The sequence below is a fragment of the Aeromonas sp. 1805 genome, assembly GCF_013085525.1.
GTDB lineage: Bacteria > Pseudomonadota > Gammaproteobacteria > Enterobacterales > Aeromonadaceae > Aeromonas > Aeromonas hydrophila.
Window position 1 is genome coordinate 374886 of sequence record NZ_CP038515.1, and the last position, 24056, is coordinate 398941.

25 protein-coding genes are annotated in these 24056 nt (G+C 63.1%); 13 read left to right on the forward strand and 12 right to left on the reverse strand.

Going from position 1 to position 24056, the window contains the following annotated elements:
- Nucleotides 1–7 precede the first annotated feature (7 nt).
- The 3 genes from E5E96_RS01635 to E5E96_RS01645 all read right to left on the reverse strand — a co-directional run bounded on the left by E5E96_RS01635 (nucleotide 8) and on the right by E5E96_RS01645 (nucleotide 2455).
- Nucleotides 8–1138: a phospholipase gene (locus E5E96_RS01635; RefSeq protein WP_253264694.1), complete on the reverse strand. Its 1131-nt coding sequence runs from the start codon at nucleotides 1136–1138 to the stop codon at nucleotides 8–10.
- A gap of 195 nt (nucleotides 1139–1333) precedes the next feature.
- A complete protein-coding gene (locus tag E5E96_RS01640; RefSeq protein ID WP_367396506.1) occupies nucleotides 1334–1861 on the reverse strand; it encodes a CesT family type III secretion system chaperone in 528 nt (175 codons plus the stop codon).
- 87 nt (nucleotides 1862–1948) lie between these two features.
- On the reverse strand, nucleotides 1949–2455 hold the full coding sequence (locus E5E96_RS01645) for an ATP-dependent zinc protease (RefSeq protein ID WP_171281425.1): 507 nt from the start codon (nucleotides 2453–2455) through the stop codon (nucleotides 1949–1951).
- A gap of 405 nt (nucleotides 2456–2860) precedes the next feature.
- Between E5E96_RS01645 and E5E96_RS01650 the strand changes: the two genes are divergently transcribed.
- The 6 genes from E5E96_RS01650 (at nucleotide 2861) to E5E96_RS01675 (ending at nucleotide 8476) form a co-directional block, all read left to right on the forward strand.
- Nucleotides 2861–3904, forward strand: coding sequence for a GMP reductase (locus E5E96_RS01650; protein ID WP_171281426.1), 1044 nt, complete (start codon nucleotides 2861–2863; stop codon nucleotides 3902–3904).
- A gap of 126 nt (nucleotides 3905–4030) precedes the next feature.
- The gene (gene earP / locus E5E96_RS01655; protein WP_171283193.1) at nucleotides 4031–5206 is read left to right on the forward strand and encodes an elongation factor P maturation arginine rhamnosyltransferase EarP; all 1176 of its coding nucleotides are present in this window, start codon (nucleotides 4031–4033) and stop codon (nucleotides 5204–5206) included.
- A 43-nt stretch (nucleotides 5207–5249) separates the two neighbouring features.
- Nucleotides 5250–5816: an elongation factor P gene (efp, locus tag E5E96_RS01660; protein WP_011707002.1), complete on the forward strand. Its 567-nt coding sequence runs from the start codon at nucleotides 5250–5252 to the stop codon at nucleotides 5814–5816.
- A 139-nt stretch (nucleotides 5817–5955) separates the two neighbouring features.
- The gene (locus E5E96_RS01665; RefSeq protein WP_171281427.1) at nucleotides 5956–6582 is read left to right on the forward strand and encodes a DUF2238 domain-containing protein; all 627 of its coding nucleotides are present in this window, start codon (nucleotides 5956–5958) and stop codon (nucleotides 6580–6582) included.
- A 67-nt stretch (nucleotides 6583–6649) separates the two neighbouring features.
- Nucleotides 6650–7402 (forward strand): DUF3530 family protein, encoded by a 753-nt coding sequence (locus tag E5E96_RS01670; protein WP_171281428.1) that lies wholly within the window; start codon nucleotides 6650–6652, stop codon nucleotides 7400–7402.
- Nucleotides 7403–7519: 117 nt separating this feature from the next.
- Nucleotides 7520–8476 carry a D-2-hydroxyacid dehydrogenase gene (locus tag E5E96_RS01675; RefSeq protein ID WP_171281429.1) on the forward strand — a complete coding sequence of 319 codons (957 nt, stop codon included), beginning with the start codon at nucleotides 7520–7522 and terminating at the stop codon, nucleotides 8474–8476.
- A 60-nt stretch (nucleotides 8477–8536) separates the two neighbouring features.
- Here E5E96_RS01675 and E5E96_RS01680 read toward each other — a convergent pair whose 3' ends face one another.
- Both E5E96_RS01680 and E5E96_RS01685 read right to left on the reverse strand, forming a co-directional pair.
- Nucleotides 8537–9007: a YMGG-like glycine zipper-containing protein gene (locus E5E96_RS01680; RefSeq protein ID WP_017409236.1), complete on the reverse strand. Its 471-nt coding sequence runs from the start codon at nucleotides 9005–9007 to the stop codon at nucleotides 8537–8539.
- A gap of 209 nt (nucleotides 9008–9216) precedes the next feature.
- Nucleotides 9217–10770 (reverse strand): GGDEF domain-containing protein, encoded by a 1554-nt coding sequence (locus E5E96_RS01685; protein ID WP_171281430.1) that lies wholly within the window; start codon nucleotides 10768–10770, stop codon nucleotides 9217–9219.
- Nucleotides 10771–11058: 288 nt separating this feature from the next.
- Here E5E96_RS01685 and E5E96_RS01690 point away from each other — a divergent pair, with 288 nt between their 5' ends.
- Complete coding sequence (locus tag E5E96_RS01690; RefSeq protein WP_077096542.1) at nucleotides 11059–11661, forward strand: nitroreductase family protein; 603 nt, start codon at nucleotides 11059–11061, stop codon at nucleotides 11659–11661.
- A gap of 48 nt (nucleotides 11662–11709) precedes the next feature.
- Here E5E96_RS01690 and E5E96_RS01695 read toward each other — a convergent pair whose 3' ends face one another.
- Nucleotides 11710–12360 (reverse strand): HAD-IA family hydrolase, encoded by a 651-nt coding sequence (locus tag E5E96_RS01695; protein WP_171281431.1) that lies wholly within the window; start codon nucleotides 12358–12360, stop codon nucleotides 11710–11712.
- Nucleotides 12357–12602 (reverse strand): hypothetical protein, encoded by a 246-nt coding sequence (locus E5E96_RS01700; protein ID WP_171281432.1) that lies wholly within the window; start codon nucleotides 12600–12602, stop codon nucleotides 12357–12359. Before E5E96_RS01700 ends, E5E96_RS01695 begins: the two co-directional genes overlap by 4 nt.
- Nucleotides 12603–12719: 117 nt before the next feature.
- Between E5E96_RS01700 and E5E96_RS01705 the strand changes: the two genes are divergently transcribed.
- Complete coding sequence (locus tag E5E96_RS01705) at nucleotides 12720–13628, forward strand: LysR family transcriptional regulator (protein WP_171281433.1); 909 nt, start codon at nucleotides 12720–12722, stop codon at nucleotides 13626–13628.
- Nucleotides 13629–13704: 76 nt separating this feature from the next.
- Here E5E96_RS01705 and E5E96_RS01710 read toward each other — a convergent pair whose 3' ends face one another.
- The 4 genes from E5E96_RS01710 to E5E96_RS01725 all read right to left on the reverse strand — a co-directional run bounded on the left by E5E96_RS01710 (nucleotide 13705) and on the right by E5E96_RS01725 (nucleotide 17341).
- Nucleotides 13705–14661 carry a diguanylate cyclase gene (locus E5E96_RS01710; RefSeq protein WP_011707012.1) on the reverse strand — a complete coding sequence of 319 codons (957 nt, stop codon included), beginning with the start codon at nucleotides 14659–14661 and terminating at the stop codon, nucleotides 13705–13707.
- 161 nt (nucleotides 14662–14822) lie between these two features.
- Nucleotides 14823–15461, reverse strand: a complete 639-nt coding sequence (locus E5E96_RS01715; protein WP_171281434.1) for a cold shock domain-containing protein — start codon at nucleotides 15459–15461, stop codon at nucleotides 14823–14825.
- Between the two features lie 116 nt (nucleotides 15462–15577).
- Complete coding sequence (locus tag E5E96_RS01720; RefSeq protein WP_171281435.1) at nucleotides 15578–16144, reverse strand: isochorismatase family cysteine hydrolase; 567 nt, start codon at nucleotides 16142–16144, stop codon at nucleotides 15578–15580.
- A 33-nt stretch (nucleotides 16145–16177) separates the two neighbouring features.
- A complete protein-coding gene (locus tag E5E96_RS01725; RefSeq protein ID WP_102988161.1) occupies nucleotides 16178–17341 on the reverse strand; it encodes an FAD-dependent oxidoreductase in 1164 nt (387 codons plus the stop codon).
- 267 nt (nucleotides 17342–17608) lie between these two features.
- Here E5E96_RS01725 and miaB point away from each other — a divergent pair, with 267 nt between their 5' ends.
- The 5 genes from miaB (at nucleotide 17609) to lnt (ending at nucleotide 23333) form a co-directional block, all read left to right on the forward strand.
- Complete coding sequence (gene miaB, locus E5E96_RS01730) at nucleotides 17609–19042, forward strand: tRNA (N6-isopentenyl adenosine(37)-C2)-methylthiotransferase MiaB (RefSeq protein WP_171281436.1); 1434 nt, start codon at nucleotides 17609–17611, stop codon at nucleotides 19040–19042.
- A 55-nt stretch (nucleotides 19043–19097) separates the two neighbouring features.
- Nucleotides 19098–20141, forward strand: a complete 1044-nt coding sequence (locus E5E96_RS01735; RefSeq protein WP_060389953.1) for a PhoH family protein — start codon at nucleotides 19098–19100, stop codon at nucleotides 20139–20141.
- Nucleotides 20138–20602, forward strand: coding sequence for an rRNA maturation RNase YbeY (gene ybeY, locus E5E96_RS01740; protein WP_076360390.1), 465 nt, complete (start codon nucleotides 20138–20140; stop codon nucleotides 20600–20602). The genes E5E96_RS01735 and ybeY overlap by 4 nt, the downstream gene beginning before the upstream one ends.
- Before the next feature lie 95 nt (nucleotides 20603–20697).
- Nucleotides 20698–21582 carry a CNNM family magnesium/cobalt transport protein CorC gene (gene corC, locus E5E96_RS01745; protein ID WP_011707019.1) on the forward strand — a complete coding sequence of 295 codons (885 nt, stop codon included), beginning with the start codon at nucleotides 20698–20700 and terminating at the stop codon, nucleotides 21580–21582.
- A 206-nt stretch (nucleotides 21583–21788) separates the two neighbouring features.
- On the forward strand, nucleotides 21789–23333 hold the full coding sequence (gene lnt / locus E5E96_RS01750) for an apolipoprotein N-acyltransferase (RefSeq protein WP_171281437.1): 1545 nt from the start codon (nucleotides 21789–21791) through the stop codon (nucleotides 23331–23333).
- Between the two features lie 215 nt (nucleotides 23334–23548).
- On the opposite strand, the gene E5E96_RS01755 is transcribed toward lnt, so the two are convergent.
- Complete coding sequence (locus tag E5E96_RS01755) at nucleotides 23549–24037, reverse strand: zinc ribbon-containing protein (protein ID WP_171281438.1); 489 nt, start codon at nucleotides 24035–24037, stop codon at nucleotides 23549–23551.
- Nucleotides 24038–24056 lie beyond the last annotated feature (19 nt).

The window sequence follows — 24056 nt, forward strand, 5'->3', positions numbered from 1 at the left end:
CGGTAGATCACGCAAGCAGCTCGTCCAAACCGGCCGTCACGGCCTCCATTCGGTGACCACCGGAATGTTCTATGACATACCGCTTGCCCACCTGAGCAGAGGCATCCAGCCCGAAAATCCCGTGCTCAACCTTCTGGCTCAGCGGATCGCCACTGGTGTTGATATGGGTAACGTTGGCTTGATCAAGCTTGTGGGCGAGCCGATCCCGCAACCCGACATGCAGTCCCATGCTGTTAAAGGCGGTGACCTTCAACCCGTGTTTGATGCCGGCATATTGCGCCAGGCCGCCTCCCAGAGAGTGGCCCAGCACCTCGACCTTGCCCCCATGCTGCTCGGCAAACGCCTTGACCAGACGGTCTGCATCCTGAAACGCACTGTCCTTGATCCCGAGTGCTGCACCGGCATCGCTCTTTAGCGTCCCCGGCCGCTTGGTTGGCTGGGTACCAACAAACGAGAGCACCAGGGTGTCGTCACGCTTGTAGACAGCGACCTTGAGCGCAGACCAGGCATCCCCAGCCAAGATGAAGGGATCGTTCTCACCCTTTTTCGCAACGACATGCAGGGCCAGCGCACTCCCGCTACCACCGGTCCCATCTTCACGCCGTGCCAGAATAGAGGGTGGAATGTCCGCCAGCGTAGCGTGATGGTAGCCTGCCGGCATCTCACGATAACTGCTGGAACAACTGACTCTTGCCAGCTGGGCGGCATCCATGACGGCACGAGCCCCTTCGGCAGTGAGCGGTTCCTGTTCCGCCTTGGCCACGAAGGCAGGCTTGAGCACCTCTTTGGCTGCACTCAACGCCTGCTGTGACCCTTGCTGCAGTCGCTCCGACATTCCCAGGGGCAGATGGGAGGCTCCTTTCATCACGGCACCGGCCAATCCCAATGAAGAGAAGGCAACCAGACGGGCGGCCGACTCACCCAGGTTTTTCACCCCGGCAGCGCCAGCGGCCACCGCGCCGCTGGCGACACTGCTGACGCCCCCGGTGATATTGGCCAGGCCCTTGATGAGGGCACCGGTCCAGTAACGCGCCTTGCCTTTGACACTCTGGGCATGGGAATCATGGCCGCCCTGAATGGCGATGCCAATCTTGCGAGCCGGGGCACTGAGGGTCAGCCATTTGAGCGAGGTATTCAATACCTTACCAGGCTGTACACGGGACCCCAATCCGAGGCTGGTGTAATGGGATGCCAGATTGTGATGAACCTTGTTTTGACCAGACGAGCTCTGTACCTCGCCATGAGCATGAGAGGTAACCGCAGTAGCATGCATAGGCTGGCCAATGCTTTGGATAGACATATTCTGTTCCTGATTAAGACAGATGGACACCCGTCAACATGGAATGATGACGCCGGACAACGGGGATGGTTGTGAAGGGCTCTTCTGCTGCGCGAGCACGTTTTGCAACTGCGCCTGCAACGTAACGCCGAGATCGAGAAACTCGCCCAGGGTCTGCATAAAGAGAGTGCTGTCGAGCATTTCGATGAGAGAAGAAAAGGTCAGCACCAGGTGGTTGCTGCGACTGTCCAGGCTGATCTGGCTGCCCCCGGTGGCCAGACCGAACATGTTCAGTTCGAGGGCGGAGCGGGTCAGCTGCAACTGGCTGGCAGTATCATCAGGTAGACGCAGTAACGGGATATAGAGGTAACATACCTGCAGTTCGTCGTTGTCTGGCACTTCGACCAGACACTCGCCATCCTGGCCGAACGGCACACGGCAGTGACCATCACTTCCCAGGCTCAAGGCAACACCTTGCTGCTCACCTGCGAGCGATAGCCATTCAGATACAGTTTGTTGGTAGGCTTTCACTATGCTCCACTCCATGCTCCATCCCTTGCGGGCGAATGGACTCGCCCGCATCGAGGGTATGGTGCAAATGCTACCTCTAGCAGAGACAGTGTGATTTAGCTGTGAAACGCCGTTTTTTAGATCTGCGCCGAAATTACACTAACGACAGCTCGGCTGCACCGTGAAGGTGCGACTCGAATCCACTGCGCCGAGATCCGCCAGCAGGCGGCGCCCCAACAGCACCGGATAGATCATCTTGCTGCGATCGCGCAGGGTGAACCACTCCTCATACACCTTGTCACCCAGGCAGATGGACATGGTGACCGTGGGGCGCTGCTCCATACCACCGGCGCCACGCACCGTCACCATGTGCTCCACCGGTCGCTCCAGGGTCTGGCTCACCTGCCGGTCGGTGTTGGCATCGGTCACCTGCAGGGTAAAGCGCACCCAGGACTTGCCGTCACGCTTGAAGTGGCGCAGATCCCGCGCATCAAGCGAGGAGGTGAGCGCCCCGGTATCGAGCTTCATCTTCACCGCCACCCCGCCCGGCATGATGAGTCCCTTCTCAATCCAGCCATAAACGGCGGGATTGGAGGCAGCCCGAGCCGCTCCCGGCAGGGCGAGACCGACCAGCAACAGCAGCGGCATCATTCGCAATCCGAACATCTTCACTCCTTGTCAGGGTAGGGCCGACGCTGGCCCGAGCAGCCCAGAGTGGGGATGGAAAAGGCAGCTGTCAACTGGTGAACGTGGCCGCCTCGCCGCCACCAGCGCGGCCAGCGCGCGTAACGTCAGGATCACGCAGCAGCTTGCCAAACAGGATTCAATCAGGATCTTTCAAGTAGACGAACGGGGAGACATGAGCGGGGCTGGATGAAACCCAAGGCTGCGCTCAGGTTGTGACGCCAAAGGCTACCACAACGCTGAGTGAATTATCAGTCTTGTTCCGACGGGATTTTTGCCTACACTGTTGTAAACCGGAGGGCCTGAAAACCACCGGTTTTTTTGCGCCTGCCGAAAAGTTGCCACTGCAAAGTGACCTATCAAACAAGGCTCAATAAGGAATTCGTAATGCGTATCGAAGAAGACTTGAAGCTCGGTTTCAAGGATGTCCTGTTCCGCCCCAAGCGCTCTACTCTCAAGAGTCGTTCCCAAGTCAGCCTGACCCGTCAGTTCACCTTCAAGCACACCCAGACCCAATGGCAAGGGGTGCCCGTCATCGCCGCCAACATGGATACCGTCGGCAGCTTCGCCATGGCGCGTACCCTGGCCAGCTTCGAGATGATGACCGCAGTACACAAGCACTACAGCCTTGCTCAGTGGCAAACCTTCGTCAACGAGACCGACCCGGCGCTGCTAGGTCACGTAATGGTCTCTACCGGCACCTCCGAGGATGACTTCACCAAGACCCGCCAGATCCTGGCCATGTCCAGCGCCCTGCGCTTCATCTGCGTCGACGTGGCCAACGGCTACTCCCAGCACTTCGTCGAGTTTCTGCGCAAGATCCGCGAGGCCTGCCCGAACCATGTCATTCTGGCGGGCAACGTGGTCACCGGCGAGATGGTGGAGGAGCTGATCCTCTCCGGCGCCGACATCGTCAAGGTGGGCATAGGCCCGGGCTCGGTCTGCACCACCCGGGTCAAGACCGGGGTCGGCTACCCGCAGCTCTCCGCCATCATCGAGTGTGCCGATGCGGCCCATGGTCTCGGCGGCCAGATCGTCGGTGACGGCGGCTGCACCTGCCCGGGGGATGTGGCCAAGGCGTTTGGCGGCGGCGCCGACTTCGTGATGCTGGGCGGCATGCTGGCGGCCCACGAGGAGTGTGGCGGCGAAATCGTCGATGTGGATGGCGACCCCTTCATGAAGTTCTACGGCATGAGCTCCTCAAGCGCCATGGACAAGCACGCCGGCGGTGTCGCCGAGTACCGCGCCTCCGAGGGCAAAACCGTGTTGCTGCCCTATCGCGGCCCGGTCGAAAACACGGTGCGCGACATCCTGGGCGGGGTGCGCTCCACCTGCACTTATGTGGGTGCCAGCCAGCTGAAAGAACTCACCAAACGCACCACCTTTATCCGGGTGCGTGAGCAAGAGAACAATGTCTACGGCAAGGAGTAACCTGCCACAGCCACCGTCACGCGCTGACGGTTAGAAGCCAGCCAACCGGTGTGCTACCCTGCGCACCGGTTTTTTTGTATCTGGATGCCCTGACATGACCAGCCCCTCCCCCCGTTTGACTGGGATATCTTCTGCTGCGTAGTGGACAACTTCGGCGACATTGGCGTCACCTGGCGGCTGGCCCGCCAGCTGAAACAGGAAGGCGCACTCCCGACCCACGGCAATGAGGTGCAGGTGCGGCTCTGGGTGGACGATCTGGCAAGCTTTGCCCGTATCTGTCCGGGGCTCGACCCCGAGCTGGATAGCCAGTGGGTCGATGGCATCCATATCCAGCACTGGCACGATACCCTGCCGGCCGACACCCTCCCGGCCAGGGTGGTGATCGAGGCCTTTGCCTGCCAGCTGCCCGCCCCCTTCATTGAACGAATGGCCGAGCAGATGGCGAGCCAGCCCAGGCCCCCCTGCTGGATCAACCTCGAGTACCTCTCGGCCGAGAGCTGGGTCGAGGATTGCCACGCCCTCGCCTCGCCCCAACGGGTCGGCAACCAGAGCCTCAACAAATACTTCTTCTTCCCGGGCTTTACCGCTAAAACCGGCGGCCTCCTGTGCGAGCGCGGCCTCATCGTCGAGCGCGAGCGCTGGCAACAGGATGAAGCCGGGCTTGCCGCCTACTGGGCCAGCCTCGGCCTGCCGCCCAAGCAAGAGCACGAGCTGCGGGTCAGCCTCTTCACCTACGAGAGCCCCGCCCTGACCAGCCTGGTCGAGAGCTGGTGCCAGAGCGCCACGCCCGTCACCCTGCTGCTGCCGCTCGGGCGCTCCCTCAACGACGTGCTCACCGGCGCCGGGCTGGCAGCGGCCATTCCGATGGCCAAGGCAGGGGAACTGCTGCAGGCGGGCAACCTCACCATCAAGCTGCTGCCGATGACCGATCAGGCCGGTTACGATCGGCTGCTGTGGAGCTGCGATCTCAATCTGGTGCGCGGGGAGGACTCCTTCGTGCGGGCCCAGTGGGCCGCTCGCCCCTTCCTGTGGCATATCTATCCGCAGGAAGAGCAGGCCCACATGGTCAAGCTGGACGGCTTTCTCGACCACTATCTGGCAGAGCTGCCCACCGCCACCGGCCAGTGGCTGCGCGGTTTCAGCCACGCCCTCAATCAGGGGGAAAACTGTCGCGATTGGTGGGCGCAATGGCCGGAACACGCCGCGATATGGCGGCAACATGGGCGACCTTGGTCACAGAAGCAGCTCAGGGATGGGGATCTCGTCACTCGGCTGGTGAAATTTTTAGAAAGCCGTATATAATCTGGCAGTTTTTATCTGCCCGTATACGAACAGGAATTTTTACATGAAAACCGCACAGGAAATCCGCGCTGGTAACGTCGTCATGATCGGTACCGAGCCGATGGTGGTCCAGAAAGCCGAATTCAACAAATCCGGCCGTAACTCCGCCGTGGTCAAGATGAAGCTGAAAGGCCTGCTGAACGGCAGCGCCACCGAGACCGTATTCAAGGCCGACGACAAGCTGGAAGTTGTTCAGCTGGAACGTAAAGAGTGCACCTACTCCTACTTCTCCGACCCCCTGTATGTCTTCATGGACACCGAGTACAACCAGTACGACGTCGAGAAAGACAACCTGGGTGATGCCCTGAACTACATGGTTGACGGCATGGAAGACATCTGCGAAGTGACTTTCTACAACGAGAAAGCCATCTCCGTAGAACTGCCGACCACCATCGTTCGCGAAGTCGAGTACACCGAGCCGGCCGCCCGTGGCGACACCTCCGGTAAAGTGACCAAGCCGGCCCGCCTGAAGGGCACCACCTACGAGCTGGCCGTTGCCGCCTTCGTAGAGATCGGCGACAAGATCGAAATCGATACCCGCACCGGTGAATTCAAGCGTCGCGTCAACTAAGTTGACCCCTTGAATCCATGGTGAAAAAGCGAGCCTTTGGCTCGCTTTTTTTATGGGTGCACGGCGCCCCCCGGCTGTATTCGCAGAGCAAACATGGCTAAATGGGCAAGCTGGTTTGTGCCATCCCCCGGAGCGCCCCATGACATCTCTGCATAAAGGTCTGTTGCTGCTGTTGACCCTGGTACTGCTGATCCTCTCCGGCTGGCAACCCTATGACCGGGCGACCTGGCTGATGGAGGTCGCCCCCGTGCTCATCGCCATGCCGCTGCTTGCCCTGACGCACCGCCGTTTTCCGCTCACCAGCCTGCTCTATCTGTGCATCGCCCTGCATGCCATGGTGCTGATGCTGGGCGGCGCCTATACCTACGCCCGCGTCCCGCTGGGATTCGAGCTGCAGCAGTGGCTCGAGCTCAGTCGCAACCCCTATGACAAGATTGGCCACTTCTTCCAAGGCTTCGTGCCCGCCCTGGTGTGTCGGGAGATCCTGCTGCGCGGAGGCTATGTGCAGGGCCGGCGCATACTGGCGTTTCTGGTGGTCTGCGTGGTGCTCGCCATCAGCGCCACCTACGAGTTCATCGAGTGGGGGGCCGCCCTCGCGCTCGGTCAGGGGGCGGATGAGTTTCTCGGCACCCAGGGCGACCCCTGGGATACCCAGTCCGACATGTTCTTCGCCCTGATTGGCGCCGTCACTGCCCTGCTGCTGCTCTCGCCCCTGCACGACCGCCAGCTGGCCGGACTCGCCAGCACCGAGCGGCCGTCACCGTAGCGCTGCCACTTCTCCCTTCAGAAAACCGGCCTGGTGCCGCTAACCCGAGTAACCGGGGGAGCGCACTATGGCCAGATTGTTCTTATCACTGCTGTTACTGACCCTGCTGGCAAGCAACCCTTTGCAGGCCAGCGAGGGCACACAGCTCACGCCGCTCGACTACTGGCAGAACAACGACTGGCAGGGGCTGCCCAACAGCACCCAGATCGACAAGCAGACAGTGCTGTTCGCCAAGCACGACAGCGACAGCTATGTGGGGCTGGCCATCCTCTTGCCCGACTGGCAGCGCAGCGGCCAGCTGTGGCATCTGACCCGGGCCCTCGGCCGGCTCGGCTTCGATACTTTGCTGCTGCTCCCCTCGCCCCAACAGACCGAACTGGACCCTGCCGCCGAGAAAAAGCAGCAGGCCATCGACGACTTTCGCAAGCAGTTCGCCACCCGCATCAGCAAGCTGGGGGATGCCAAGCTGCAGGAGGGGGGCTTCAAGCTGATACTGGCGCAGGGCACCGGCGCCGCCTGGGCCACCAACCTCATCGCCAGCGAACAGCTGCCCGCCCCCGATGCGCTGGTGCTGCTCGACGGCTTCTTCCCCGACCAGCAGAGCAACCAGATCTTCGCCAAGGAGATCGCTCAGGCCACCATGCCCACCCTCGACCTCTATCAGGAGGATGGCGGACGCTGGCCGCTGCTGGCCGCCGAAGCTCGCCGCAGCGAGAGCCGCCGCAGCCACAAGCTCAACTACCGCCCCTACGCCCTGCTGGAGCTGGACGAAACGCCGACCCGGATCCAGGGCTGGCTCACCCACCTCGGCTGGCTCTGACCCGAAAAATGCCGCCTGCCTCACATCCGGCGTGATTGCCAAGCCATTGATGCGCAGCAAACTGGCCCTCGGTCGCCGATGTTTGGCATCATGAACGCCTCAACGGCAGGAGGCTCCATGCAGCAAATTGTGTTTCTCGACAGCGATACCCTGGATACCGGCATCACCCTGCGCCACCCCGACTTTCCCCATCACTGGCAGAGCTACCCGAGCACGGCCCCCGAGCAGGTGGTGGAGCGACTCAAAGACGCCAGCATCGCCATCATCAACAAGGTACGCATCGGCGCCGCCGAGCTGGCCCGCCTGCCGGACCTGAAACTCATCGCCCTGGCCGCCACCGGCAGCGACAACGTGGATCTGGAGGCGTGCCGCGCCGCCAACGTCGGCGTCTGCAACATCCGCAACTACTCGGGCCCCTCGGTGCCGGAACACGCCATGGCGCTGATGCTGGCCCTGGCGCGCAACCTCTTCTGCTGGCGCCAGTCGCTGCTGGAGGGGCGCTGGCAGCAGAGCGGCCAGTTCTGCTTCTTCGATCACCACATCACGGATCTGCACGGCAAGCGGCTCGGCATCATCGGCAAGGGGACGCTCGGTCAGGCCCTCGGCGAGCGGGCCAGGGGGATCGGCATGGAGGTGCGCTACGCCCAGAGCCAGGTCGGCGCCAGCCGCGACGAGGATCGGCTGCCGCTGGACGAGCTGCTGCAAAGCGCCGACGTCATCAGCCTGCACTGCCCGCTCACCCCCTACACCCGCAACCTGATTGGCGAGCGGGAGCTCGAGCTGATGAAGCCGGGCGCCCTGCTGATCAACGTCGGCCGCGGCGGTCTGGTGGACGAGGAGGCCCTGCTGCGGGCACTGGCCAACGGCCGCCTCGGCGGCGCCGGTTTCGACGTGGCGAGCGTCGAGCCGCCCCCTCCCGACCATCCGCTGATGCAGGCACTGCAGTACCCCCACTTTATCCTCACCCCCCACGTGGCCTGGGCCAGCGAGGAGTCGATGCAGCGCCTCGCCGATCAGCTGATCGACAACATTAACGCCTTCGCCGAGGGGCGCCGCCAACACCGGCTGGTGTGAGCGGCGGTCGGGCCAAACAAGAGAGGGGCCTGTCGGCCCCTCTCTCATTGCTGGCTGCGATCAATCATCGTCGTGCCATCTGTGTTTCTTGTGCTTCTTGTGTTTCTTGTGGTGCCGGTGCTCATCGTCGTAGTAACGATCGTTGTTGCTCTTGTGGCCATCGCCCGTCTTGGCGCCGATGGCGGAGCCGCTGGCCCCGCCGACCCCAGCCCCGATCAGCTGACCCGTGCTGCCACCCACGCTCTTGCCGATGGCCGCACCACCGAGCGCCCCGACCGCGCCACCGAGCGCCGCTTCATTCTTGTTGCCCTTGTTGGCCGTGGCGGCGCCACCGGCCGCACCGCCCAGCGCCGCCCCCACCAGGGCGCCGGTATCACCGCCCAGCTCCTTGCCGATCATGGTGCCGGCCACGCCACCCGCACCGCCACCGAGGATGGTATTGAGTGTCTCCGAGGCCTGCGCTACGCCGCTGACCAGCAGCAGTGAGCCCAGCAGGGCCAGGGCGCTCATGCCACGCTTGTTCATCTCCATGGGGTACTCCTGTCAAACCTGATTAATTTCCCCGAACTATACGATTCCCGCCAAAGGGCGCCACTGTCGCAGGAGAGCGACACCGCCTCCCGCACCGCCTTCGATGTCGGTCAATTAGCTCATAAGATATTGAATCTAAATACGTAAATGACATCGCATGGAAATTGGACAGCGAACGGTGCCGGGGCCCACCCAGCGGCAGGGGTCGCTTAGCCGTTATCCATATGACAGGATCTGTCAGCACCCTGCTCCTGCCGGGTCCGCTCCGTCAAAGACCAGCCATCGCGCCCCCGCCGCTTGCTCCGATAGAGACACTCGTCGGCCCGCTCGAACAGCAGCACACCGTCATCCGGGCTATGGGCTCCGCCCACGCTCAGGGTCACCGCCTCGCGAAACTCGCGCCACTGCTGATTGCGCACCCGCGCCAGCAGCCGGCTCAACCCGGACTCCAGCTCGCTGCGCGGCCAGGGCAGCAGGGCGGCGAACTCGTCTCCCCCGATCCGGTAGACGCAGCCACTGCCCAGCTCCGCCACCAGCAGCTCGGCCACCCGGCAGAGCACGCCGTCCCCCACCGTGTGTCCCCAGTTGTCATTGATGCGCTTGAAGTTGTCGACGTCGAACAGCAGCAGCCAGTGGGGAGTGGCGCTCTCCTCCAGCTCGCTGCGGCGCTGGGTGAAGGCACGCCGGTTCATGATGCCGGTGAGGGGGTCGTGCAGCAGGGCATCCTGCCCCTGCAGAAAGCTGGCCCGCACCTGGTCTATCTCGCTCAGGCTGCTGTGCACGAACCAGGTCTTCAGCTGGCAGGGAGTCTGGGTCGGATCCCGCACTATGCCGGTCAGCGAGCCGGCCACCAGCGCCTGCTCCTGATTGAACACCCGCACCAGAAAGTTGATGCTGCAAAACCAGATGGCAAACAGCGAGAGCAGCGGCAGCACCACCATCAGCAGGGCCTCCTCGAGGCCGTCGTGAAACAGCTCGGGCGGCAGATAGATGTTGAGATCCCAGTCGATCCCCTCCAGCTCCCGGCGCAGATGGCGGCCATGCCAGATCACCTCCAGTCCGCTGCCCACCACGCCCGCCGTGGTCACTGGCGGCTGATAGAGCGTCATGTTGCAGCCCACCACCAGCTGATCTCCCCCCCGCGAGCTGATGTAGATGGCCGCCTGGTTGCGACCCATGGCCCGCTGCAGTGCCTGCTGGATGGCGTTGAACGACATGTCGACCATCAGCAGGCCGAGCAGCTGACCATCCAGCCCCTTTACCCGCTTGATCAGGGTCAGGATCTGCTTGTCCGAGCCGAACTCCTGGTAGGGACCCAGCCAGATGAGGTCATCGCCCGGCATCGACAGCGCCCGATACCAGGGCCGGCTGGCGGCGCGATACTCGGCCGGCTGCTGCCAGGCCGGGTAGCTGCTGATGCGGTCCGTTTGCGGGTTGTAGAAATAGATGTAGTGGCTGTCGCGCTTGATCTGGTGGGCAATGGCCCAGAGCGGGTTGTCGGCCGGCTCGCCGCGGGCGATGGCAACCTTGTCCAGCGACGCCTCCAGCACCGCCAGCTGACGCTGGTTGGCCAGCACCAGCTCGTGGATCAGGGCCGCATCGAGGGAGGAGAGCATGTGGCCGTAGCCGGCCACCGTCTTGTCGATGCTGCGCAAATAGCTGGCCGTCGCCAGGGCCAGGGTCACCACCAGCACCAGGGTACCCAGCAGCAGGGTCAGCGAGGTCAACAGGTAGTAACGCCGACTAATCAACCATTGGATCATCAACACCCCGCAAAAAATTCTGTAATGCGAGGATTCTATGGCGGCCGAACAGAATCATTCATTGATTAAAATCAGCCGCCCTCCGGCTAACTGACAAAAAACATATAAACGTGATACTGCTCATCCATGCCGTGGATATGTATATCAACAAAAAGTAAAAACAGTGACCACTGTGCGTTGACGGCTAACCAGGAAGGGGGTGTTATAGTCTATAGCTTGAACAATCGGAGCCGGATGGCCTTGCCAAGGACCACCGAAGACGATTCCCTGTCAAACAAAGGAGATGTTATGAGCAGTCCGTTTATCGAACAGATCAAAGTACGTCGTACCATCTATGCCCTGGGTGACCAGGTTTCCCATACGCCGGAGCAGCTGACCACTCTCATCCAGGATGCCATCAAGCACAGCCCCTCCTCGTTCAACTCCCAGAGCTCCCGCGCCGTCATCCTGTTTGGCGCCCAGCACCACAAGCTGTGGGACATCGTCAAGGCGGAGCTGAAGAAGATAGTGCCGCCGGAAGCCTATCCCCAGAGTGAAGCCAAGGTGGACGGCAGTTTCCGCGCAGGTTTCGGCACCGTGCTCTTCTTCGAGGACACCGACGTCATCAAGGATCTGCAGCAAAAATTCGCCCTCTACGCCGACAACTTCCCCATCTGGTCGGAACATGCCACCGGCATCGCCCAGTTTGCGGTCTGGACCACCCTGGCCCAGGAGAAGATCGGCGCCTCCCTGCAGCACTACAACCCGCTCATCGACCAGGCGGTACACAAGGAGTGGAACCTGCCTACCAGCTGGCTGCTGCGCGCCCAGATGCCCTTTGGCAGCATCAAGCAACCGGCCGGTGACAAGACCTTCATGGACGACGCCGCGCGTTTTCGCGTGTTCAAATAAGCGCGTCGTCCACCATCCAAGCCCCCGCTCGACGGGGGCTTTTTGTTGTCAGGCCAGCAGCGTCAGCTGCAGACCCGACGCCTCCTCCACCACGCTCACCTGGCGCCAGTCCTGGATCAGGGCGCTGATGTCCGGATCCAGCCGCTGCCTGCCTCCCACCTGCACCACGCGGCAACCCGCCCGCAGGGCACTGGTGATGCCGGCCGGCGCATCCTCGAACACCAGGCAATCGGCCGCCGCCAGCCCCAGACGCTCGGCCGCCAGCAGGTAGGGCTCGGGATCCGGCTTGCCATGCACCACATCCTCAGCACCCACCAGCAGGGTGGGCAACGGCAGAGCGGCACTGCGCAGCCGATGACGGGCCACCCGCTGGCTGGCGGAAGTCACCAGCGCCCAGCGCTCGCTTGGCAAACCTGCCAGCAGAGCCCGGGCTCCGGCGATGGCCTCCGCCTGACCGGTGTGGTTGATCTCCAGCTCGTCGAGCAGGGCCACCTCCTGCGCCATGTCCAGTTGCGGGGCCAGTGCACGGAGCACCTCTCGCGAACGCACCCCGTGGCACATGGCCAGCACCGGCTCGGGCGCCAGCTGATGGCGGCGGCACCAGAGCCGCCATACCGTCTCCACTTCGCCGGTGGAGTGCACCAGGGTGCCATCCATGTCCAGCAGCAGGGCGCTGGCCCGCAGCACAAGCCGGCTCATGCGCCGACTCCCACGAGGCCTGGTTCGCTCCCCGCCAGAATATCGCCGAAGGCCCGCCGCTGAGCCGCCTGCTCATAGCAGGCCAGCGCCTGTTCGGCATTGCTCGCCCAGACTTGCAAGGGGCCGACCGCAAAGCCCTGCTGCAGCAGGCTGGTAAGCAGCTCTCCCGTCTCCGGCGCAGCCAGCGGCTGGGCCAGTACCAGGGTTCCCTTGATCAAAAACAGATAGCGTTCGGCAGGCATGAGATGACTCCTTGTGACGGATCGGATGGGGCCAATGGGGCCCGCTACCAGACCATTAGAACAAGGCAGTTAGATAATTTATAATCACAAAATGGCCACTTTAGATAACCACATGGAATGAAATTCGATCTGAAGCAACTGCAGGCATTCGTCACCCTGGCCGACACCGCCAACTACCGGGAGGCCGCCAGCCGGCTGTTCATCACCCAGCCGGCGCTCACCAAGCAGATCCAGGGGCTGGAGCAGACCCTCGGCAGTACCCTGTTCAACCGGGGTCGCCACGGCGCCGAGCTGACCGCCATCGGCGCCCAGCTGCTCACCCAGGCAAGCGCTCTGGTTGAGCATGGCAAGGGCTTTGAGCGCCATGCCATGGCGTTGGCCAGCGGCATCGCCGGGCGCCTCAAGATTGGTTTCGGCCTGTCGAGCTTCGCGCTGGCACCGGCACTGGTGGCCAGCTTCAAGCAGCAGGTGCCCGAGGTGATGGTGCATCTGCAGGACATGACCTCCGCCATCCAGCAGGAGCGGCTGCTGTCGGGCCAGCTGCAGCTCGGCTTCATGCGCCGGCCCCAGGCGCCGCAGTTGCAGGAGCACAAACTGCTGACCGATCGGCTGGTGCTGGCGGTGCCAACTCTGATGACCCGGCCGGATCCGGCCACCTTCGATGTGGAGCAGGCGCTGGCCAGCCAGCCCTTGCTGCAGATGGTCGGCCACCGCTGCCCCGGCCTCAGCCAGCAGATCGCCGGCTTCCTCGGCGCCAACCGGCTGACCGGTATGATCCAGGAGGCGGAGGATATCCAGACCCTGGTGGCACTGGTGGCCGCCGGCATCGGCAACGCCATCCTGCCGCGCAGCGTCAGCTTCATCGCCGGCCCGGACGTCACCCTCTACCCCTTGTCCGGCCCCTGCTCCGAGTGGGAGATAAGCCTGGTGTGGAACCCGGAATTCGCCGATCCCATCCGCGATCGCTTCGTGCAGCTGGTCATCGATGCCCACCCGGCGCCGCAGCCAGCCCTGCCGGATCGCTGATGCGATAGGTTCAGGGAGTCGATATCAGGGGACAGGCGAGGTATCGCCATGGGGAGTGTGGCAATCTCGGTCAGTATCAGGCGGCCGGCAGCGCGCTGCAGCTGACGCAGTGGCAGCGATTCTTGCCCCCCTGCTTGGCCAGATAGAGCGCCATGTCGGCGGCGGTCAGCAGCTCCTCTTCCGAGACGCGGGCCTGCTGCGGCAACAGGGTGGCGATGCCGACGCTGGCGCTGAGTCTAAGCCCATCCGCCCCCGGGATCAGCAGCTCGCCGATGCCGACGCGAATGGCCTCCCCCATGCGGGAGGCGGCCTCGTCCCCGGTGTTGCCGAGGATCAGGGCAAATTCGTCGCCGCCGAAGCGGCACGGCAGATCGGTGGCCCGCTGGCAGAAGGTGCTCAGCAGCTGACCCACCTGCTGCAAGAAACCGTCCCCGACCTGATGGCCGAAGTGGTCGTTGCACAGCTTGAAGTTGTCCAGATCCAGCATGATGAAGGAGATGGGGGTCTGTTCGCGCATGCTGCGCCGCCATTCGTTGTGCAGAAAGCTGTTGAACAGCCGCCGGTTTGCCAGCCCGGTCAGCGGGTCGTGCAGGGAGAGGTAGGCCATGTCCAGCTCCTGCAGCTTGCGTTCGGTGACGTTGATGTGGCTGATGGTGTAGAACTCGACCTCGATGCCGGGGATGGCGGAGACCCGCATCATGAACCAGCGCTGGGTATCCGGGCTGTGACAGGGGTACTCCAGATGAAAGTGCTGCTGCTCGTGGCGCAGTACCCGCCGGATCCCCTCGGCTGCCATCTGGGCCAGCGGCTCCACCGAATTGTCGCACACCCTCAGATAGTTGACGCCCAGCCAGTCGTACCCCTCCGGCATGCCGTTCTGTTCGGCGAAGCTATTCCAGGCGAGGTTGGTGTAATGGATGACGCCATCCCGATCGATCACCGAGATCTGCTCCTCCAGCGAATTGAGCAGTGCAGACAGGTATTGCGCCCGATCGGAGAAGTGAAACAGTGATCCCTGAAAATAGTCCGCCATGACCCTGCTCCTCACCCAACAACGACGCACCGCACCTGCCGCCACCACCAGCGTAATGCCGGCGTTCCGTCCATGACGAAGGGGCATCGGCGGCCATGGCCCGCCCCCGGCCTGCAAGATAAAGATAGATGATCAACCACTTGCACCCGCCCCACCCCTCGCTAGTAACTACACCACTGGTTTTCACATGGAATGCCGTCACCTTCGCCGTCCATCTTGGTATTGGGGCAGTTTTGCAAAAACCAGGTCGCCTCCTCGCAGGAGGTCATCTGGGAGCAGTACTGCCGACCGTCGCACTGGCGGACGAAGGTGGGCGCCGCCTGCGGGCTGTCTGTGCTGTCCGCTGTCTGCTGACTGAAAGAAGAGCTTGGCGAAGGCGAGACCGACTCGGCCGAGAAGCGGGAGTAAATGGAGAAGATCCCGGCCAGCACCAGCAGCGGGATCAGCTTGCCGCGCCAGTTGCTGCGGCGCCGATAGACGGGGCGCGGGCGTGCCCTGGTTGGCATAGGCCGCTCCCCGGTCACAGCCTGTCTGACCACAGAGGGCGCTGGTTGGGCGCCTGCCAGCGACAGCGGCCGAGCCAAAAAGAACACCTGCTCGGCCCTGGGTTTGCCGTCCTGGCCGCTGCCAAGCAGATAGGAGACCCGCTCGCCAATCTTGGGCAGCGAGCCATCTGACTGCAGCGCCGAGATATGCACGAACAGCTCGGCTCCTTTTGGCTCGCCATCCCCCTGCTCGGGGGCGATAAAACCAAAGCCGCGCGCCTCGTTCCAGCGCACGATCCGTCCCTGATAACGCATGCCCTCATCCTTGTGGCAATCGATGCTCACTTCATGTTGCCCAAAATGGCTGCGGCCCGACAGGGGGCCGCAGACAAAATGTCAAAACAGTGAGCAAGCTCCGCCTGCCGCCGGGATCAGGCCAGCTGGGCCACCTTGCAGATCTCGGCGATGCGGCCGAGCATTCGCAGCGCAGCATGGTGCTCATTGGCATCCGCCGCCGCGCAGGCATCCTCCAGGATGGTGATGGCGTAGTCGCGATCATGCCCCTCCCGCGCCGCCGCCTGAATGGCCCAGCTGGTACTCACCCCGCACAGATAGAGGTGGTCGATGTGGTTGGCCCGCAGCGCCGGCTCCAGCGCGGTGCCGTAGAAGGGGCTGACTCTGGGCTTGGTCAGCACCAGCTCCCCCGGCTGCACGTCGAGGTCGGGGTGAAAGTCGGTGCCGCTATCGCCAAGCGACAGCGCCCCGAACTGGTGAGCCCGGCCAAACATGGGCGAGCCCTTGGGTTGCAGCAGATAATGCGGGTCAAAACCCACCTTGATCAGCACCACCAGCCAGCCGTGGGCGCGGGCATGGGCCAGCGCCTGATTGGCGTGCACGATGGCGGCCTGTTCCAGCACATGGGCCGCCGAGGCGGCGATGCGCCCGTCCGGGTGGGCGATGTCGTTGATGAAATCGATCACCAGCAATGCCTTGTTCATGCTGTCTGCTCCCTCATGATGGCGCCGCGCGCCTTAAACCAGCCCCAGCGCATAGCGTAGCGCCATCTCCTTGAGCGGGCCCGCCTTGTCCGCCAGATTGAGGGCCAGGTTGCGAGCCAGCTTGAGCGGGCCTATCTCGTTGCTGAACACCCCGTAGAAGAGATCCATCCCCGACTGCATCAACAGGTTGTCGGGGCGGCGGCGCCGCTCATAGCGCCCGGCCAGCGCCAGCTGATGCCAGTCGGCGCCAGCCCCCTGCAGCAGATCGCGCCAGCAGGCCACGTCCTTGAAGCCGAGGTTGACCCCCTGCCCCGCCAGCGGGTTGATGGTGTGGGCAGCATCGCCCAGCAGCACCACCCGGCCGGCGTGGTAGTCGTTGGCGTGGCGGCGCACCAGCGGGAAGCTCCCCTTGGCCGTCACGGCAAACCCGCCGAGCCGGCTCGGGAAGTGGCGGCGCACCTCGGCGGCCAGCCCCTCGTTGCTCATGGCGGCCAGCGCCCGGATGCGGGCCGGGCTGTCATACCACACCAGGGAGCCGTGCCGGCCCGGCAGCGGCAGGAAGGCGCGCGGGCCGCTCGGGGTAAACTGCTGCCAGGTGATGTCTTCCTGTTCGAAGTCGGTGTCGATGTTGATCAACATGCAGTGCTGGCGGTACTCAAAGCGCGACACCCCGATGCCAGCCAGCTTGCGGGTGTGGGATTCGGCGCCGTCGCACGCCAGCACCCAGCGGGCGGCCAGCTCGCTGCCATCATCCAGGGTCAGCACCGCCTCGTCCGCACTCTGGCGCAGGCTCGTCACCGCCGCCGGGGTGTGGGTCTGGATGTTGGGGAAATCTTCCATGCGTCTGAGCAACGCCAGCTGCACCAGCCGGTTCTCGATGATGTAGCCAAGCTGGGGCAGACCGAGGTCGGCGGCATTGAAGCGGGTGGCGAAGCCGTCCAGCTCCCAGGTTTCCAGCCGGCGATAGGGGCACAGCCGCATCTGTTGCAGGTGCGGCCAGGCGCCGGCCTGCTCCAGCAGCGCCACCGAAGCCTGGCTGATGGCGGAGACCCGCAGATCCAGCGGCTGCTCGGGGGCGTATTGCTCCGGCAGCCGGGTCTCGATGACCCGCACCGAGAGACCCTGCGCCGCCAGCAGACAGGCGGTGGCGGCGCCGACCATGCCGGCCCCGACGATGGCGATATCACACTGTTCCATAACTTGATTCCTGCAAGGGGTGAGCCCGGGCAAGGGGAAAACGCAGCCGGACCGAATGACCACATGATACCGCAAGGGGCGCCGGGAAACAGTGAAGGGTGTGGAGAATTAGTGCGCCAAATCAAGGAGAAAGCCGATGCCGACAGGAAGCCCGCCAGCGGCGCTCCGGCCGTGGCCGGCTGGATATTCGCTAGGCAGTCTCCGGATTGCGGAGTAAAATGCCCGGTCCTTTGACCATGCCGCATTCAAAACAAGTCAAGAGAAGCAATGAGCAAAAAACTTCACATCAAAACCTGGGGTTGCCAGATGAACGAGTACGACTCGTCCAAGATGGCCGACCTGTTGGATGCCAGCAATGGCTACACGCTTACCGAAGAGCCCGAAGAGGCAGACGTTTTGCTGCTCAACACCTGCTCCATCCGCGAAAAAGCGCAGGAGAAGGTGTTTCACCAGCTGGGACGCTGGAAGAAGCTCAAGGCAAACAAACCCGGTCTGGTGATCGGCGTGGGCGGCTGCGTCGCCTCCCAGGAGGGGGACAACATCCGCACTCGCGCCCCCTATGTGGACATCGTCTTCGGCCCGCAGACCCTGCATCGCCTGCCCACCATGATCAAGCAGGTGCAGGAAGGGCGCGGTGCCCAGGTGGACGTCGCCTTCCCGGAAATCGAGAAGTTCGACAGCCTGCCCGAGCCGCGCGCCGAGGGGGCGACCGCCTTCGTGTCCATCATGGAAGGCTGTTCCAAATACTGCTCCTTCTGCGTGGTGCCCTACACCCGCGGCGAGGAGGTGAGCCGTCCGCTCGACGACGTGCTCTATGAAATCGCCCAGCTCGCCCAGCAGGGCGTGCGCGAAGTGAACCTGCTCGGCCAGAACGTCAACGCCTATCGGGGCCCGACCTTCGACGGCGGCATCTGCACCTTCGCCGAGCTGCTACGGCTGGTGGCCGCCATCGACGGCATCGATCGCATTCGCTACACCACCAGCCACCCCATCGAGTTCACCGACGACATCATCGAGGTCTACAAGGACACCCCGGAAGTGGTCAGCTTCCTGCACCTGCCGGTGCAGAGCGGCTCCGACCGCATCCTGACCATGATGAAGCGCCCGCACACCGTGCTGGAGTACAAGTCCAAGATCCGTCGCCTGCGCGCCGCCCGTCCCGACATCACCATCAGTTCCGACTTCATCGTCGGCTTCCCGAACGAGACGGACGAGGATTTCGAGGCCACCATGAAACTCATCGAAGAGATCAACTTCGACATGAGCTTCAGCTTCATCTACAGCCCGCGCCCCGGTACCCCGGCCGCCGATCTGCCCGATGATGTCGACATGGAGGTGAAGAAAGCCCGCCTGACCCGCCTGCAGCACGTCATCAACAACCAGTCGATGCAGATTGGCCGCGCCATGCTGGGCTCCACCCAGCGCATCCTGGTGGAAGGGCCCTCCAAGCTCGATCCCATGCAGCTGTGCGGTCGCACCGAGAACAACCGGGTGGTCAACTTCGAAGGCCCGCATACCCTGATCGGCGGCTTTGCCGACGTGGAGATCACCGAGGTGCGTCCCAACTCCCTGCGCGGCAGATTCCTGCGCGGCGAGAACGAGATGAACCTGCGCATCGCCACCGCCCCGAGCGAGATCCTCGCCCGTCGCCCGGACAACGTACCGGACCAGCTGGGCGTGGCCGCCTTCACTCCCCACTAATCTGTTCACCCCATCCGGCACCGGCCGGGTGGGGTCGCGTCAAGACGAGGACACTTTGAGCCGACACATCTCGACCCTGAATCTGCATCTGGAACCCGCCGACAACCAGCGTCTCGCCAGTCTGTGCGGTCCGTTCGATGACAACGTCAAACAGCTGGAACGCCGCCTCGGCGTCGAGATCAGCTACCGCGACAACCACTTCCAGCTGCTGGGCAAGCAGGCCCAGGTGGAGGCGGCCGCCGTCATCATCAAGCACCTCTATGTGGAAACCCAGCCGCTCAAGGGTGGCAAGGTGACCGACATCACCCCCGACATGGTCCATCTGGCCATTCAGGAGTCGCGGGTGCTGGAGCAGGATGACGAGCCGGCGCCGAGCATCCCTTACGGCAAGGAGGTGACGGTCAAGACCAAGCGTGGCCTCATCAAGCCGCGCAGCCCCAACCAGGCCCAGTACATCGCCAACATCGTGCGCCACGACATCTGCTTCGGCATCGGCCCCGCCGGGACCGGCAAGACCTATCTGGCGGTAGCGGCGGCGGTGGACGCGCTGGAGCGTCAGGAAATTCGCCGCATTCTGCTGACCCGTCCGGCGGTGGAAGCGGGCGAGAAGCTCGGCTTCCTGCCCGGCGATCTCTCCCAGAAGGTGGATCCCTACCTGCGCCCGCTCTACGACGCCCTGTTCGAGATGCTGGGCTTTGAGCGGGTGGAGAAGCTGATGGAGCGCAACATCATCGAAGTGGCGCCGCTCGCCTACATGCGAGGCAGAACCTTGAATGACGCCTTCATCATCCTGGACGAGGCCCAGAACACCACCACCGAGCAGATGAAGATGTTCCTGACCCGCATCGGCTTCAACTCCAAGGCGGTGGTCACCGGCGACATCACCCAGATAGACCTGCCCCGCAACCAGAAATCGGGCCTGCGCCACGCGCTGGAAGTGCTGCAGGACGTCGACGGCCTGTCGTTCAACTTCTTCGAATCCAAGGACGTGGTGCGCCACCCGGTGGTGGCCCGCATCGTGCAGGCCTACGAGGCGTTCGATGCCAAACAGGCGGCCGACAAAGCCGCCCCCCACACCAGTAAAGAGAGTGCCCAATGAGCGTGACCCTGGATCTGCAACTGGCCAGCGCCAGCACCGACGGCCTGCCGAGCGAGGCCCAGCTGCAGGGCTGGCTCGACGGCACCATTCTCGGCTTCCAGCAGGAGGCCGAAGTGACGGTGCGTATCGTCGACGAGGCGGAGAGCAACGAGCTCAACCTTACCTATCGCGGCAAGGACAAGCCCACCAACGTGCTCTCCTTCCCGTTCGAGGCCCCACCCGGCCTGGAGCTGCCGCTGCTCGGCGATCTGGTGATCTGCCGCCAGGTGGTGGAGCACGAAGCCACCGAACAGGGCAAGCCGCTGATGGCCCACTGGGCCCACATGGTTGTGCACGGCAGTCTGCATCTGCTAGGTTATGACCATATTGAGGATGACGAGGCCGAAGAGATGGAAGCGCTCGAGCGCGACATCATGCAGGAGCTCGGTTTCGCCGATCCTTATCTGAACGACGAAGAGTAAAGAACCGGATGGTCATCGTCTTGAAACAGCCGATGCCTATCCTCATATAGCCACAACGATTTCAAGTGTGTTCATACGAGTAACCAAGAGAGAAAATGACCGACGATCACCCTAGTACCGGCTCGCCGAAGAAAACCTGGCTCGACAAACTCAGCCAACTCTTCCAGGGCGAGCCAAAAGACCGCAACGATTTGGTGGAAGTGATAGCCGACGCCGAAGAGCGCGATCTCATCGATCAGGACACCAAGGACATGATCGAGGGCGTGCTCGAAATTGCCGAGCTGCGCGTGCGCGACATCATGATCCCCCGCTCCCAGATGGTGACCATCGAGAAATCCCAGCCAGTGGACGAGATCCTGCCGGTGATCATCGAGTCGGGTCACTCCCGCTTCCCGGTGATCAACGAAGACAAGGATCACGTGGAGGGCATCTTGCTCGCCAAGGATCTGCTGCCGTTCGGGTTTGGCGGCCACCACGCCAGCGAGCCGCTGCAGCTGGAGAAGATCCTGCGTCCCACGGTGATCGTCCCCGAGAGCAAGCGGGTCGACCGTCTGCTCAAAGAGTTTCGTGAAGAGCGCTACCACATGGCCATCGTGGTGGACGAGTTCGGCGGCGTCTCAGGTCTGGTGACCATCGAGGACATCCTCGAGCTCATCGTCGGCGAGATCGACGACGAATTCGACGACATCGAGGATGAGCCGGACGAGATCCGCCGCATCAGCAAGCGGGTGTTCGCCGTCAGCGCTCTCACCGAGATCGAAGATTTCAACGACTTCTTCGGCACCCAGTTCAGCGATGAAGAGGTGGATACGGTGGGCGGTCTGGTGATGCACGCCTTCAGCCACCTGCCCAAGAAGGGCGAGGAGATCGAGCTGGAAGGCTACCTGTTCAAGGTGATGCACGCCGACAAGCGCCGCCTGCAGCAGTTGCAGGTGAAGATCCCCGACAACCATGTCGCGGCCCAGTCCGAGGCCCAATAAGCCTTGACCCGTGCCAACAGCGCCCCGCCCGTCGGGGCGCTGTTCGTTTGGCCGCACGCCCCTGCTTTCCACCGTTCAAAGGGCCCGTCATCGCCTTTTATTCCCTCGCTTCGGGCCGTCGGCCAGGAGGCTCGCCGTTGACCGCCTTTACAGGTTAAGATACCGGCCACTCAACCCATTGCAGTTCAATCCGAGCCTTATAGCCCGTGAAATTACAGCCCGTGAAATCAAAATTCCTGACCAGCCTGTTCGCCATGGCCTCTGGCGCCATCGCCGTGCTCGCCTTCTCGCCCTTCAACTACTGGCCGCTGGTGATCCCCTCCCTGCTCGGTCTCTACGCCCTGCTGGACAAGGCCAACCCCAAGCAGGCGGCCTGGCGCGGCTTTGGCTACGCCATGGGGCTGTTTTTGCCGGGGCTGTGGTGGATCCACGTCAGCATGACCATGTTCGGCGGCATTCCACTGCCGGTGGCCTTCGTGCTGCTGGCCGGGCTGTCGGCCTATCTGGCGCTCTACCCGACCCTGGCCTGCTGGGCCTTCGCCCGCTTCTTCAGCGGTCGCCACTGGAGTCGCTGGCTGCTCGCCTTCCCGGCGCTCTGGCTGATGGCCGACTGGCTGCGCGGCTGGGTGATGACCGGCTTTCCCTGGCTCTGGTTCGGCTACAGCCAGATTGACGGGCCGCTCAAGGGCTTTGCTCCCATCCTCGGCGTGCAGGGCATCACCCTGGCATTGCTGTTGACCGCCTCCGCCCTCTGGCTGCTCTGGCAGAGCCGCAAGCCGGCCTGGCTGCTGGTGCCGGTGGCCCTGGTGGGCGCCGCCCAGGGGCTGATGCAGCTCAACTGGGTGACCCGCGGTGAACCGGTCAAGGTGGCGCTGGTGCAGGGCAACATCGAACAGTCCCTCAAGTGGGATCCGGAGGCGCTGGTGCCGACCGTGCGCAAGTATCAGGATCTCAGCCGCGAGAACCAGGACGCCGACATCATCGTCTGGCCGGAATCAGCCATCCCGGCCATCGAAAAGGAGATGGGCAACTACCTGGAGAGCCTGGACAAGGCGATGAAGGTGAACGATACCGGCCTGCTGGCGGGGATCATCCACTACGATCTCGAGCAGCAGCGCTTCTTCAATACCGTGCTCGGCATGGGGGTGCAGGATGCGGAAGGCAAGGAGTCCTACTACTACCAGCACAAGAACCGTTACTACAAATACCACCTGCTGCCCATCGGCGAGTTCGTGCCCCTTGAAGATCTGCTGCGTCCCATCGCGCCCTTCTTCAACCTGCCCATGTCCTCCTTCAGCCGTGGCGACGAGGTGCAACCGAACCTGATCGCCAAGGGGCTCAAGTTTGCCGCCGCCATCTGCTACGAGATCATCTTCCCGGACGAGGTGCGCCGCAACGTGCAGCCGAATACCGACTTCCTGCTGACCGTCTCCAACGACGCCTGGTTCGGCACCAGCATCGGTCCCTGGCAGCACATGGAGATCGCCCGCATGCGTGCCCTCGAGCTGGCCCGCCCGCTGCTGCGCGACACCAACACCGGCATCACCATCGTCACCGAGATCGACGGCAGCATCATCGCCCAGATCCCGCAGTTCGAGGCCGGCGTGCTGCGCACCGAGGTGCGTCCCGCCCACGGCGAGACCCCCTACCTGCGCTTTGGCAGCTGGCCCATGTATGGCATCGCCGCCCTGCTGCTGGCGCTGGGACTGGGGCTGCGCCCCCGCGCCCACCCCTGGGCGCGCAAGGGCTGACCCGGTCGTTCAACCCGATAAATAAGAGAGGCGCCCAAGGGCGCCTCTCTTCTGTTCAGTCTGATACCCGATCAGAACCTGTTCAGGCTCTGTAACGAGAGGTCGTCAGCAAGGTGAAGAGCAGCGCAGGAACCGGAGCGTATAGATATACGTGAGGATTCCGAGCAGCACATGAGCCTTGATCACGGCCTCGCAGCAAGAGCGTGGGCAGGTTCTCAGGGGGAGAGCGGCTCACGGTGATACTCATCGGCCCCGCACTCGGGACAAGTGCCGAGCTGCTGGGGGTGCAGCACGGTATGGCGCCACTCGCAGTGATCGCACACCAAGACCCCGAGCCCCACCCAGTCGCCGGCCCGGTAGACCCCCTTGTGCTCCAGCTCGTCCGCCAGCTCCTGCCACTCCACCTGGGTGCGGTCGGTCACATCCGCCAGCCATGACCAGGCAGTGTCTTTGAGCGCCAGCATGAAGGCGGACTCCTCCACCTGCTCATCCTTGCGCCCCTCGTCATAGTTGCCCAGATCCCGCTTCACATACTCGGCGATCAGCGCCAGCTCGTCCTGGGTCAGATCCCCGGCCGCCTCCAGATAAGCCTGCACCTTGGCGATCATCCGGTTGAGGCGCTCCCCCTGGAACTGTTCTGTCTCTTGCCACTGCTTTTGCAGCTCGGCAATGAAGGCTTCGTACCCTTTTTGACGTTTGTCCATGGCCGTTACTCCTCTACTG